Here is a 13,734-nt window from a genome sequence, read left to right as displayed (position 1 = left end):
TTATTCTATGCTCACATTCCTTAAATTATTTTTATACAGCTCTCGCGCTTTAATTGCTCTCCCGTCCAAAGCAAAGTCAATCGCTCGACGCATTATCCATTTTACCGCCTTTAACGTCGCCACATCAGTAAATCTATCCTGCGAAAAAGCAAGAATATGCTGTCCCAAAATTCCTTTTCCCACTGCCATAAAACCATGACCATCCAACAGTTGATATTGTCTATCCGCCAAGATAGGCCGACCATCCACGTCATGGGTTAAAGACATCTGATAGCCACAAGAAACAAGCAGCTGCCATTCAAAACGTCTTAAAACTGTCTCTACGCCAAAACGACTATTCACGGCAGTCAGTGTCTTTAATACAGATTCATAAGCTTTATAAAGTTCCGGATATTCATCATTTGGGCACAAAAAATAATAAAGCAATTCATTCATGTACAGGGCTGCAAAGAGATTGTGCCCTGTAAACTGTATCGTCGCTGCCACAATTTCAATCTGCCGAATGTAGTAGCGATCGCCGCGCTGGTTAACAGCCACCCATAAAGGTGTAAATTCTTGCAACAAGGATTGTTTTTTGGGCGTGCGTCCTCCTCGATATAGACAGGTAATAATCCCCTGTTCGAATGTAAAAAACGTAGCCTGAGCGCTCGTATCGCCTATCCATCGCTTATGTAACACCCAAGCATGCAGCGCCTCAATGATCATAACCTAATTGCTTTAATAAACGTTCGTCATCCAACCACCCTGATTTGACCTTGCACCAACAACGCAGAAACACTTTTTTATTCAATAGTTTTTCTATGTCCAGGCGAGCACTACTGGCAATTTCTTTTAGTTTACTCCCTCTATCACCAATAATCATGCGCTTGTGGTTTTCTTTATCCACCCAGATCAGGGCATGGATACGTACAAGAGAACCTTCGTCTTGAAACGCCTCAATATCTACCGTTGTGGAATAAGGCAGTTCCTGGCCGCAAAGACGGAAAATTTTTTCGCGAATTAATTCTGCGCACAAAAAACGAGTGGAACGATCCGTCAATTGATCGCCACTAAATAAATGGGGCCCTTCTGGTAAAACAGTTTTCAACTGTTGCTGCAATGAATCTACGCCAGTGCCTGTTTTTGCAGATAGAGGAATAATTGCAGTAAACTTATAAAGTTGGCTTAGTTCTTGCAGTTTTGGCAATAACGTCTTCTTATCCGCAATCTTATCTACTTTATTGACCACTAAAAAACAAGGTACATTCACCTTTTTTACCAGCTCCAATACGTATTCATCTTCCTCTTTCCAATGCAAGCCATCGATGAGAAAAACAATGGCATCCACATCACGTAACACACTAACTGCCGTTTTATTCATCAGTCGATTTATGGTCTTCTTTACACCTTGGTGGATTCCAGGCGTGTCAACATAGATGAATTGACTCTCTCCTTCCGTACGAATTCCTAGAATGCTGTGTCTTGTTGTTTGCGGTTTACGTGACGTAATACTTATTTTTTGCTGTAAAATTCGATTAAGAAGGGTAGATTTACCCACATTCGGCCGTCCAACCAAGGCAATATACCCGCAATACGATCTCATCAATAATAATCCAGTTGATTTAAAACATTGTTATCTTAAAATTTTACATTCACCAAATACTTGATTGTGTCGTAAAATTTGTAGCCATTTTATGGCTCATTTTATCAGAACCTGTCTTCAGAGTCGCTAGGCTGGGACGAAATGCGTTGTGTTTCTATATTGGATTACGCCGATAAACTGCAGACGTAGAAACCAAGTATTTTTTCATGCGTCGTCCCTCTGAAACTGTTATTTCATTGCAAACCATGCAAGCAACTCATAATATAAAGACAGAATGAAGCTTGAGGACATATAGAGTGAAGAAAGGATTTTCGCTAATTGAATTGTTGATCGTCATGGCAATTGTTGGCATTCTTGCCAGCATTGCTTATCCAACCTATCAAGATTATGTTACCCGCGCGCGGCGTAGTGATGGGCAATCTGCTTTATTAGATTTAGCAAGTCGCATGGAACGTTATTATTCCGAACATCATACCTATCAAACCGCAACCATTGGCACAGGTAATGCGACGGATGTACTCAGTTCCAACACGTCTCCGGAAGGCTGGTATTCTTTATCGATAAGCAGTGCAACCGGCAGTACCTACACTTTGCAAGCCATCCCTGTAAGCACACAGGCAACGTTGGATACGCTCTGCCAAACATTAACCCTAAACCAATTAGGTGTCAAAGGCATCACAACTGGTCCTGCAGGCACACCAACAGGCAATGCCGCTCAATGTTGGTAAATGAGTGAGTCCCTTTGGTGGCAACACATTTAAAACAACATGATTTTTATATATACAATTTTTTCATGTATACTTAATAATAATATTTTCAAAGGGGTCTATTCATGGTCAAACGGTCACCAACACATCCAACGTCCACAAGTGCCGCAACGCATCGACACGCCCCATCGGAAGGAGTATGGCTGGAAACTAAAAATGGACGTAAAGTTGAACTTACAGCAACACATCTTGAGCAATGGTTTGCTAAAGTGGAAGCCGGAATCCGCGAAGATGCAGCCGCTAACAAATCTGAGCGATTGAAAGCCGAAAGGACTTCCCCTGGTTTAATCGCCCGTTATGCAAGCCAATATGGTTTTAAAAATCCGGAACAGCTTGTTGCCTTTTTAAAATCACCCGCTGGTGAAACAACAAAAGAAGTCATTGGTGCTCAAATAGCAGAAACAATTGCCTTGCAACAAGAATTACAACAACAATTACGTGATGAAGAAATCAGGCGGCATCGATTAATGGCTTTTCTTCTGCTGTATTTTCTGAGTAAACGTGATGCAAAAGCACAAGAACTAAAAGAACGAATTCAGGAAGAAATCGATAAGCTCCTGCAAGAGGAAAGAACAATTGAAAAAGCCAGTACTGCTTCACCTACTCCTACCGCCGCTGATTACGAGGCGAGACTTGCACCATATAGAGCTCAATTGGCCAATTCATTAAAAGAATTGGAAACATTAGATGAGGAAATGAATGTCCTTGAAGCAAAGACTGAACAAATTGTCTCAAAATATTTGAATTATGCAACAAGAGTCACCAGTGCAGAAGAAGAGATCCATACTTTATTAAACGGCAGAGACCTCCATGCTCTAAAAGATGAAGAAAAGCCATCTCTTCATGCAGACATTGATCGGCAAATTGCCGCTTTTACTCAGAAAATGGAAACCAATGCCTTACAAATACAAAGACTTGTAGATGAAAGCATGCATGACGGATTTGTAGAGCAAAGACATATTGACGAGGGACTGGTCGAGAAAGAGTTTTTAGGAAGACCTTTACTTGAAGCGGCTCGAGCAAAGATTGAAGAAAGTACCGCCGATAACTTGCATATTGCCGCTTTAAAAGACTTAAAATCGGTGCTTAATGGCGAAAAAGTCTTTTGCGCGCGCGATGGTGAGCTCGTATCGTCGGTGGATAAAGCCGAACTGGTTCTTCCTAAAGACATGGCTGAAGATCTGCGAAAGAAAAAAGAACAACTCGTTGAGCATGAAGGAAAATTTTATCTTATCAAGCAAGGACAGGATATAAGGGATTTATCAACAGATGAAAAACAGACAGCCCATGAAGCCTGTAAACGTTTACGTCCAGAAGAGCGTGTCACCGTGAAACACCTCATCCAACATAATAGCAGACTGGAACATCAAGAAAATAACCGCCACAAAGATGTTGTTTTGCAAAAACAACAACTCCAAGTGCAAAAAGTCATGGAGTTTGCCAATGCCGTGGCAAAAATTCAGGCAGAACGCGCAAATCAAGCGACTCTAGAGCAACAGGCACAGGCAACGCCGGGTCAACAACCACAACCTTCAAGAGGTTTATCATCCTCACCCATGTCACCAACTCCTCCCAGAATGACGCCATTGCCAACCACGTCGGCAAAAACTGCAGCGAGTCCCGCTCATGCTCAAGTGACAAAAGTGCTGCAGCCTGTAAGACATGCTCTGCCACAAGAAGTCATCGATGTGTTACAGAAAGTGCCAAATCACAAGATGCAACTTCAATTAGCGAAACTAAAGGCTGGTGAACCAATCCCAGATCAAACCTGGCAAGCATTGATGAAGGTACCCGTGCCTCGAGGAATACTGAGCACTTTGCAAACGACCATGGAACGATTTGCAGCAGGTCTTGGCAAACCAATATTAGACGCTGACAAAGAGCACACCGCTGCACCGAGGCCTGATCCTTTATCCACCAATCCGTTCAGTGGTCGATAAAGAAAGCAACATGATGACCCGGATATCACTTCGTGCGATCTCCAGGTTACCTCAGTAGAAATCGTAGCCTGGTTAACGCGCAAACGGTAACCAGGTTTTTTTGCATGATTCAACGGATATTGCTTCGCACTACCCAGCGCTACCTGCAGCCAGGAGACAATCAAGAAAACTTTATAGAAGACTTGCCAAGTTATAGCAAGTCTTCTAACATGTCAGAACATTGCAGCATGTTAGTGAACAGACCATGATAATCGATAAACTGGCTGGCAACCAATCAATTATTATTACGCTTGATGTCGATGGCCTTCTATATGATAAACTTCGCCATATTACAGAAGCCGGATTTTCCGTCGTTGAAATCAATAGCGTTGATTCTGCTCTGTTAACCACCGTTCTGCATGATTTTCCTAATCTTCGTATTGGTGCAGGAAATATCATCGACACGCAACAATTGGAAAATTGCCATCAAGCTGGGGTGGATTTTGTTACCAGCCCAGGATTTATGCCAGCCATCGCGCAAACCGCTAATGTTTATTCAATCAACTATCTGCCCGGTGTTGCTACCCTTTCGGAAGCCATGCATGCCATGTCCCTCGGATGCCACCACGTCAGGCCATATCCTGCAAGCTTAACATTTTGTACTTTATTAAATAAATGCTTGCCATTATTACGTTTATTTCCTGCAGAAATTGAATGGGAAGAAGCAGAGCATTTTTTTAATCTCCCAGCAGTTGCAGCGGTCAGCATTCTAAATCCTGAAAGTAAACAATTACCTACTTTGGAAACCGTTTAACGCTCAGAGATTTTTGAACAAAAATTTTACAGAACCTAGCGATTTTTAAATAAATCGATAAACAGCAAGCCTGCACCAAGGCAAATGGCACTGTCTGCAATATTAAAAATTGGCCAGTGATGATTTTTATAATAAACATCAATAAAATCAATCACATGTCCAAGAGTAGCTCTATCAATCAAATTACTCAATGCACCACCAAGAATCAGGCTTAAAGCCATCAATTGCAACAAAGCCGAAGAAGCACTTCGCAGAATCCAAATCGTCAACGCTATACTCATTAAAAGACTAAATCCAGCAAAAAACCAACGGTGCCACTCACCAGCACCGCTTAAAAAACTGAATGCCGCCCCAGTATTATAGGCTAATGTCAAATTCAGCATCGGCATAACAGGCAACGGTTGATAAAAAGACAAATTATGTAATGCCCAATATTTACTTCCCTGATCGAGCAAAATCACCGAAAGACTTAATAAAAACCAAGGCCATTTTCTCATGCAAATTGCCTCAATTCAGCATCACCACTAATATTACCTATACAGCGTTGGCATAATTCGGGATGTTTTATATCTTCACCTACTTCTGGACGACGATGCCAACAGCGAGTGCATTTAGCATGAGTACTACCTTGCACTTGAATTGCTACACCCAGTTCTTCGTTTAATACAGTATCCGCAGCACGCGATTTAAAATCATGCACTTCAGCCGCGGAAGTAATCAACAAAAATCGTAACTCATCACCCAGGCGCGCCAAGAGTGGATAGGTAGCCTCATCAGCAAACAAAATGACTTCAGCCTCCAGCGCTGAACCGATCACACCTTCTTTACGCTTATTTTCTAACGCCTTATTGACTTCATCACGAATGGCCTGCAACCGTTGCCACTCATTCATTGACAAACCCGAGAGCAATGGCCAATCAGCATACCATTCTTCAATAAAAACAGATTCACCTTGTTCGCCTGGAACAACTTTCCAGATTTCTTCAGCGGTAAATGACAAAATTGGCGCCAACCAACGTGTTAAAGCCTGGATAATGTGATACATGGCCGTCTGGCAAGAACGCCGAGCGTTGCTATTTACCGGCGCTGTGTATTGCCGATCTTTGATGATATCAAGATAAAAACTTCCCATGTCAACAGCACAAAAATTATGAATTTTTTGATAGATCACATGAAAGTGATACTGTTCATAAGCCACAATAATTTCTTCTTGCAATTGACGACATTTAGCGATGGCCCATTGATCCAGCTCAACCAAATTATCGGCAGACACACAATCATGCTGTGGTTCAAAATCAAATAAATTGGCCAACAAAAACCGTGCCGTATTACGAATGCGTCGATACGCATCTGCATTGCGTTTGATGATCTCATCTGAAATGCTGACTTCATTGCGATAATCCGTTGATGAAACCCAAAGACGTAGAATGTCGGCACCATGCTGCTCGATCAGTTTATCCAGAGCAACGTAATTTCCCTTTGATTTTGAAAGTTTTTTGCCCTCAGCATCGACCGTATAACCATGCGTTAACACGGTTTTATAAGGTGGTGCACCATACATCGCAACCGCCGTTGTCAGTGATGAGTTAAACCAGCCACGATGCTGATCAGATCCTTCAAAATAAACGTCAGCCGGAAAACCCAGTTCATGCTTGAGCACACAAAAATGCGATACGCCGGAGTCAAACCACACATCAAGCGTGTCGTTTATCTTCTCATAATGAGCAGCGTCCTCGCCTAGAAATTCAGTCGTATCTAAGTCGAACCAGGCATCGATCCCATGTTGCTCAATACGTTTAGCAATCCTCTCCAACAGGACGGTTGTATCAGGATGCAAGTCCCGAGTTGATTTATGAACGAATAATGGAATGGGAGTACCCCACGCTCGCTGTCTTGAAATACACCAATCAGGTCTATTTTCAACCATCAAACGTATGCGAGCCTTCCCCCAGTCAGGAACCCAATTGACTTTTTCAATCTGTTCAAGGAGATGGTGACGCAAACCAGCTTTATCCATTGCAATAAACCATTGCGGCGTTGCCCGAAATATGACTGGAGTTTTATGCCGCCAACAATGAGGATAACTATGGCGCGTCATTTCCTCATGAAGCAGTACCTCTCGTTCTCTTAACAAATCCACTATCTGATTGTTTACTTTAAAGACGTGCAAGCCAGCAAACCTCGACACATCCTCCGCATAGCAACCATTTCCCATCACTGGATTAATAAGCGGTAAATCGTAACGTTTGCCCACAAGATAATCATCCGGACCATGTGCAGGAGCAGTATGCACACAACCCGTTCCAGAATCAGTAGTCACATGTTCACCAAGAACGATAGGCACTTGACGGGCATCAAATGGATGCTTCAGCATCATTTGTTCAAACGTTGTCCCCTTCCCGCGACCTAATATGGTAAATTTCTCAATTCCATATCGCCCCATGACCATTTCAACCAGTTCAAGGGCAACCAAGAAATAGCGATGACCATCATCAACCACAGCGTAGTCTAATTCAGGATGCAAGCAAACGGCTTCATTGGCTGGCAGCGTCCATGGCGTTGTTGTCCATATTGGAACAATAAATGGTTTCCGCGGTAAACCACGAGCCACTTTTGCAAGAAAGTGCTCTGATTCCAACGCGAAAAAAGCAACATCAATCGATGGTGAGGTTTTTTCTTCATAGTCTACTTCCGCTTCTGCCAGTGCTGAACCACAGTCAATACACCAGTGCACTGGTTTAAAGCCCTGTTGAAGATGACCATTTTCAATGATTTTAGACAATGCACGAACTATATTAGCTTCGTAAGCATAATCCATGGTCGCATAAGGATGATCCCAATCTCCAAATACACCAAGACGTTTAAATTCTTTCTTTTGAATATCAATTTGCCCCGCCGCATATTCACGACATTTATAGCGAAATTCGCCAGCACTTATTTTAACCCCAGCTTTACCTTCTTTTTTTTCAACATTCAGTTCAATCGGTAAGCCATGGCAATCCCATCCTGGCTTAAAGGGTGCATCATAACCACTCAATGATTTTGATTTGATGATGATGTCTTTAAGAATTTTATTTAAGGCATGGCCACAGTGCAAATGCCCATTTGCATAAGGTGGCCCATCGTGAAGTATAAAACGCTTTCCACCCTGCCTAGCCATCCGAATTTTCTCATAAATGGCTTGCTCATCCCATTCAATCAACATTTGCGGTTCCCGCTGAGCAAGATTTGCTTTCATTGGAAAAGAAGTATGCGGTAAATTTAATGTGTCTTTATAATCAGCCATCAAGTTCTACTCTGTAAAAGTCAAATGTTCATTGTGTTCACTAAAATATTTTTTTGCTGCCGCAATATCCTTGCGAATTTGTGCTAACAAAGCATCCAATGAGGAAAATTTGATTTCCTCTCGCAACTTATACAAAAAAAAGACGTCCAATACCTCACCATACAGTGATTCATCGAAGTTTAGCAAATGAACTTCCAGTATATTTTTACTTCCGTCCACCGTCGGTCTACAACCAAGATTTGCCACGCCAAATAACAAGGATTTTCCTGGCCTTTTTACTTGCACGCAGAAAACACCTTTAAAAGGCAAGCTCGGCCGGTGCATGCTCAAATTTGCCGTTGGAATGTTCCATTGCCGACCTCGACCATCTCCTTTTATCACACGACCACATAGACTATAGGGTCGTCCCAATAATTCGGCAGCATGCTTTAGATGATTAAACTGTAATGCCTGCCTTATTCTTGTTGAACTTACACGCTCATTCTCCAGCGTAAAATCAGAAAAAATCTGCACGTTACACGCTTGGTGGCTTGCCAATTGCTTGAGTAGATTTACATCACCTTCACGATTACTGCCAAAATGAAAATCATGGCCGATCAACAATAATTTAACGTTAAGAAGGGAAAATATAATGCGCTCAGCAAATTCAACAGGAGACATCAACGATAATGTTTGGTTAAACTTAAGGCAGATAACAAAATCTACGCCAAAGTGGCGCAAACGATGTAACTTCTCCCGCAAACTAGAAAGACGAACAGGTGCCTTATCCCCGTGAAAATACTCATTCGGCTGCGGTTCAAACAATACTACCAGCAAAGGCAGTTGCATGAAATCTGCCTGGGCACGTAATTGTTGCAGCAAAGCCTGATGGCCAAGGTGTACACCATCAAAATTTCCTATGGTTGCAACCGTTCCAGCAGCAAACTCTGGTATGTTCTGTATACCTCGCAGTAATTTCATCCTAACGAACAACAAAAAAAGAACCAATTATACCGAGTATGTTTCTAATTACGAAACATAATGAACATTAGAATAGACTCCAAAAGCCTATTCTTTGGGTGGTCGTACAATTAACACATCACATTGTGCGCCGTGTAAAATGGCGTTAGCCGTCGAACCAAGTAATAATGCCAACCCATGTTTGCCATGGCTTCCTGTAACAATCAGATCCACCTTGTTTTCTTCAGCAACACGCAATACTTCATTTTTTGTGGAGCCAAATTCAAGAAATCGATTTTTTTCATCAATCTTTAAACGGTCAGCCAAGTGATTAAGTTCTTTTTCCGCCTGTTCACGTATAGAAACTTCTACCTCGGCAAAACCAGCAAAACCAGGGTAAGCATAAGCCGGTATTGGTTCAACCACATGAACAAGGATTAACTCTGCTTTATTTTCATCGGCAATTTTTTTAGCTTTATGGGCCGCATTGATTCCAATTTCATCAAAATCGGTTGCAAATAATACCTTTTTATACATGTTACTCTCCTTGAAAAGGCTTATGGATGAAAGACTAGCAGAAAAAGATGAAATTTCCCAGATGCATGACAATACAGTAAAATAGCATGATTAACAATCTATTATCTGGGGTGCTTTTGATTTGATTGTGTTTTTTAGAGCTTGTTAACAAGCTCTTAGCAAAACCTTGAAATCTTGGCTGAGATCAAACCCATCGAACCTGTACGGATAATGCCGTCGAAGGAATAGCTTTATGATGTATGATTTAATAGGCGCGATCGCCTCTTTACTATCAACCTATTATTTTATTCGCCAAAATAACAAAGCCTGGATGATTGCTTTGTTAGCAACCAGTATGAATGGATGGCTCTATTGGCAAAAAGGAATTTATGCTGATATGTGCCTCGAATCCTTTTATTTCCTCAGCGCGGGTTACGGCTGGTACCACTGGACAACGTCTCCAAAATCTTATGAGAATCCAAAATCATTAACGTTTCTTACCAGCAGGCAATGGCTGCATTTACTTACAGCAGGAAGCATACTTTATGCAGTCATTTTCTATTTGTTAATCAACCATTCACATTCCACTGTTGCCAGACTCGATGCACTCACTACTTCACTGAGTCTCATTGCTCAATGGCTCATGTGCCATAAAGTGATTGCAACTTGGTTCCTTTGGTTTCTAGCCGATGCATTATATGCTTTCATGTATTGGCAAAAAGAATTGCCTTTTCATGCTTTGCTTATGATTACCTACACAGGATTGGCTATCGTTGGTTATATTGTCTGGCTTATCCGATATTCCGAAGGTCAGACAATGGACGTACCCAAGGTTTAAGTTTTGCCAATTCTTGCGGTAATTTCGCTATGGCCTGCTTGGCCACCTCGCGCTGGTTATAATCACCAAACGTTAGAACGTACCATACACCACTAGACTTTTGAGCACGAAGGATTCTGGATTGCTTTGTAATATGATGCAGGCGGGCAAAATGCTCCAGTTTCGTTCTGTCATGGCTGGCAATCAATTGGATGGTGTAATGCTCCTGCACAGACGCCATATTTTCTAATGCGGGCTTTTCTTGTTTCGCAGGAGCTTCAAGCTGCTGAACCCGATGCGCTTTGGCCTCAATGGTTTTTGCTCGCTCAGCCTTTGCCTGGATAACTTTGGGAATAACAACCACCTTATCCATGACAACAAAATTATCCGTAGGAGATGTTTCTTCTTCATTAGATATAATTAATTCAGCACGACGCAATTGGGCTGGCTGCAAAAATTGCCTGGATGCCGCCACGTCATAAGGCAGTATTTTGCTTGCTAATATTTCTTCCAGCTGAACAGATTTCTGAGCTTGTAGTGGCAAAACCACTTCAGTCATAGACTCAGGCGATGAAGTCAAGGCAGTACGATTAGACTGCAATACAAAAGCAATGCCTAATGCTATAAATACTGCACCGGCAACCATTGTCAGGCGCGTATAAGACTTATTATTATACATCTTCTTACTGTTTATAGATTTTATCACATTGAAAAAGCTTGGCATTTGGGTATTAATGCCAACAATTTTACCTTCCGTTAATTGATGAAATTGCTTAACCAATTCATCAGTAATAAACTCGGGGTGAGATAATAAACGGTGTTTCACATAAGCCTTCGTTTCACATTCACTCAATGGACCCAATTCGATGCTGTGAATCATGTCTTTGTATTTGCTCTCCAGCTTGTTCAGCAATAGGGTCACCGAACGATCGGCTACGAGGCAAAAATGGAGATAACCTTGAGGACCTTGCTGCTGCAAGGCATTCAATAACTCGTCAACAAAAGATTCAGATAAATATTGAGCATCATCAATAATGACTAAAGTATGAACTTGATTTTTCTTGTTTTTTTCTATCAGTTCACTTAAGGTTGTCCCTTCTTGAACCCCCAGGGATTGTTGTAGATACGATAAAAGTATCGCCTGATCAAATAAAGCCGTTGCGGCGATGGAGAACGTGCGAATACGCTTATCAAGACTTGCTTGCAAAAGCTCAATAAAAGAAGATTTTCCACCCCCTGGTTCACCCAGCACAGAAATCATTACATTCGTGCCCAAAATCAATTGATTTATGAAATCTATTTTTGTAACCCAAGATAACGGCTTAAATAGGTGTGTGTGAGCCTCTGGCGATTCTTTGGCATGCCGAACCGTTCCCTCATTCATTCTATATCTCCTTCAACAGCACTGATTAATGCGTGGCGCAGGCAGTCCTCTGTAACCGTATCATCCAAATAACACTGCCCTGGTGCCCGCATCAACACAAAACGTAAACACTTGTTTGATACTTTTTTATCGTTAAACATTAAACAATGCAATGTTAATAAATCAATGTCTTTCGGTATTCTTCGGGGTAAGTTTACCTTGCTTAATAGTGAATCGAGTAACACAACACTGGCACGATCCAAGTGGCCTAACTGATAGGATAAGACTGCGGCACAGTATAACCCAATCGCCACCGCTTCTCCATGTCGCCACCGCTGGTAATGAGTATACGCTTCTAATGCATGTGCAAACGTATGGCCAAGATTTAACAAAGCGCGCCGACCTGTTTCCCGTTCATCCTCTTCTACAATTCGAGCCTTTATCTGGCAACATCCCGCGATAAGCTGCGCCCATTGTTCCATGGTCAGAGAATCCATTCCCTCCGTTAGGAAACGGCAAAGGAGTTGTAAAAATTCACCACCTGCAATAAATCCATATTTTATCATTTCCGCACATCCTGAGCGTAATTCCCGTTTTGGTAAAGTGGATAACGCATCAACATCCATAATGACGGCATGAGGCTGATAAAAACTCCCAATCATATTTTTGGCAAGCGGATGGTTTATAGCCGTTTTACCACCAACGGAAGCATCAACCTGTGCAAGTAACGTCGTGGGTAACTGGAGAAACCTTACCCCTCGATGATACGTTGCCGCTGCAAAACCCGCTAAATCACCAATAACTCCACCTCCCAGTGCAATCAGCGTCGTATCACGATGATGACGATACTGAACCAAAGCATCATAAATTTTATTCAAGCTTTGCTGATTTTTATAAGCTTCCCCATCCTTAAGAAGAACCGTATCACATTGCATGGACGCAAAAGCTTGTTCCAGTGGTTTAAGGTAGAGTGGGGCAACAGTCTCGTTGCTAACAATCAAGACTTGGCTGCTTTTTACATGTCGACGCAACAATTCCAAATCAGTCAGACAATGGCAACCGATATAAATAGGATAATCGTGGCTGGCAAGTTGAATTCTCAACTGCCGATAAACATCAGATTTCGCCATAAATATATTTGATAATATTATTTGCCACCGCTTTTACAGTTAACTTATCCGTTTCAAAACTGATGTCTGCTAATTCTTCGTAGAATGGTTCACGCTCATCACGCAACATTTCCAAGCGGCTTTCCAGATCATCGGTCTGCAGCAGAGGACGTTTAGTATCTCGCTTGGTACGCTCAAATTGCTGCTGCAACGATGTTTTAAGATAAATCACTGTTCCACGTGCAGCCAATGCATTACGGTTTTCTGGTGTCATGACAACCCCACCTCCCGTAGCCAAAACAATGTTATTTTTTTGTGTCAATTCTTCAACGATTTTTTGTTCGCGCCGACGAAAACCTTCCTCTCCTTCAACATCAAATATCCAGGAAATATCTGCCCCCGAACGTTCCTCAATGACTTCGTCCGTATCATAGAACTCAAGCTTGAGCTCTTTTGCCAAAGTACGGCCTATTGTACTCTTTCCAGCCCCCATAGGCCCTATTAGAAATATATTACGTACTTTAACTATGCTCATTTTTAATCACATACCCCTTTTTATCTATTACTCATTGCGAATCAAAATGCGGCTTTATTTTATTGCTTTTTCCACCCATGTGTCGAT

The 13,734-nt window shown here is 42.0% G+C and carries 13 protein-coding genes; 4 read left to right on the top strand and 9 right to left on the bottom strand.

All coding sequences use genetic code 11. From position 1 onward, the window contains the following. Together recO and era are read right to left on the bottom strand one after the other, a co-directional pair. A complete protein-coding gene (gene recO / locus E1O52_RS02495) occupies window positions 1-705 on the bottom strand; it encodes a DNA repair protein RecO (protein WP_207384157.1) in 705 nt (234 codons plus the stop codon). Then, entirely contained in the window at window positions 695-1,582 is an 888-nt protein-coding gene (era, locus tag E1O52_RS02490) for a GTPase Era (RefSeq protein WP_133127127.1), read from the bottom strand. Before era ends, recO begins: the two co-directional genes overlap by 11 nt. Before the next feature lie 296 nt (window positions 1,583-1,878). Between era and E1O52_RS02485 the strand changes: the two genes are divergently transcribed. The 3 genes from E1O52_RS02485 (at window position 1,879) to E1O52_RS02475 (ending at window position 5,082) form a co-directional block, all read left to right on the top strand. Further along, a complete protein-coding gene (locus E1O52_RS02485; protein ID WP_278043911.1) occupies window positions 1,879-2,310 on the top strand; it encodes a type IV pilin protein in 432 nt (143 codons plus the stop codon). A gap of 104 nt (window positions 2,311-2,414) precedes the next feature. Then, a complete protein-coding gene (locus tag E1O52_RS02480; RefSeq protein WP_133127125.1) occupies window positions 2,415-4,289 on the top strand; it encodes a hypothetical protein in 1,875 nt (624 codons plus the stop codon). Window positions 4,290-4,533: 244 nt separating this feature from the next. Beyond that, window positions 4,534-5,082 (top strand): bifunctional 4-hydroxy-2-oxoglutarate aldolase/2-dehydro-3-deoxy-phosphogluconate aldolase, encoded by a 549-nt coding sequence (locus E1O52_RS02475; RefSeq protein WP_133127124.1) that lies wholly within the window; start codon window positions 4,534-4,536, stop codon window positions 5,080-5,082. A gap of 35 nt (window positions 5,083-5,117) precedes the next feature. On the opposite strand, the gene lspA is transcribed toward E1O52_RS02475, so the two are convergent. The 4 genes from lspA to E1O52_RS02455 form a co-directional block, all read right to left on the bottom strand. Continuing rightward, window positions 5,118-5,579, bottom strand: coding sequence for a signal peptidase II (gene lspA / locus E1O52_RS02470; RefSeq protein WP_133127123.1), 462 nt, complete (start codon window positions 5,577-5,579; stop codon window positions 5,118-5,120). Further along, a complete protein-coding gene (ileS, locus tag E1O52_RS02465) occupies window positions 5,576-8,368 on the bottom strand; it encodes an isoleucine--tRNA ligase (protein ID WP_133127122.1) in 2,793 nt (930 codons plus the stop codon). The genes lspA and ileS overlap by 4 nt, the downstream gene beginning before the upstream one ends. 6 nt (window positions 8,369-8,374) lie before the next feature. Continuing rightward, on the bottom strand, window positions 8,375-9,328 hold the full coding sequence (gene ribF, locus E1O52_RS02460; RefSeq protein ID WP_133127121.1) for a bifunctional riboflavin kinase/FAD synthetase: 954 nt from the start codon (window positions 9,326-9,328) through the stop codon (window positions 8,375-8,377). A gap of 87 nt (window positions 9,329-9,415) precedes the next feature. Beyond that, complete coding sequence (locus tag E1O52_RS02455) at window positions 9,416-9,844, bottom strand: universal stress protein (protein ID WP_133127120.1); 429 nt, start codon at window positions 9,842-9,844, stop codon at window positions 9,416-9,418. 232 nt (window positions 9,845-10,076) lie between these two features. Between E1O52_RS02455 and pnuC the strand changes: the two genes are divergently transcribed. Further along, window positions 10,077-10,661, top strand: coding sequence for a nicotinamide riboside transporter PnuC (pnuC, locus tag E1O52_RS02450; RefSeq protein ID WP_133127119.1), 585 nt, complete (start codon window positions 10,077-10,079; stop codon window positions 10,659-10,661). Here the strand turns inward: pnuC and E1O52_RS02445 are convergent. Genes E1O52_RS02445 through aroK form a run of 3 tightly spaced genes read right to left on the bottom strand, consistent with a single transcriptional unit; the run spans window position 10,615 to window position 13,647 of the window. Then, complete coding sequence (locus tag E1O52_RS02445; protein WP_133127118.1) at window positions 10,615-12,024, bottom strand: AAA family ATPase; 1,410 nt, start codon at window positions 12,022-12,024, stop codon at window positions 10,615-10,617. The two genes, pnuC and E1O52_RS02445, sit on opposite strands and share 47 nt — an antisense overlap. Next, window positions 12,021-13,133 (bottom strand): 3-dehydroquinate synthase, encoded by a 1,113-nt coding sequence (gene aroB, locus E1O52_RS02440; RefSeq protein WP_133127117.1) that lies wholly within the window; start codon window positions 13,131-13,133, stop codon window positions 12,021-12,023. The genes E1O52_RS02445 and aroB overlap by 4 nt, the downstream gene beginning before the upstream one ends. Continuing rightward, the gene (aroK, locus tag E1O52_RS02435; RefSeq protein WP_133127116.1) at window positions 13,120-13,647 is read right to left on the bottom strand and encodes a shikimate kinase AroK; all 528 of its coding nucleotides are present in this window, start codon (window positions 13,645-13,647) and stop codon (window positions 13,120-13,122) included. Before aroK ends, aroB begins: the two co-directional genes overlap by 14 nt. Window positions 13,648-13,734 lie beyond the last annotated feature (87 nt).

Source organism: Legionella nagasakiensis (assembly GCF_900639915.1).
Classification (GTDB): Bacteria; Pseudomonadota; Gammaproteobacteria; order Legionellales; family Legionellaceae; genus Legionella_A; species Legionella_A nagasakiensis.
Note: the sequence above shows the minus strand (reverse complement) of the source record. Positions and strands in the feature narration are given on the sequence as shown.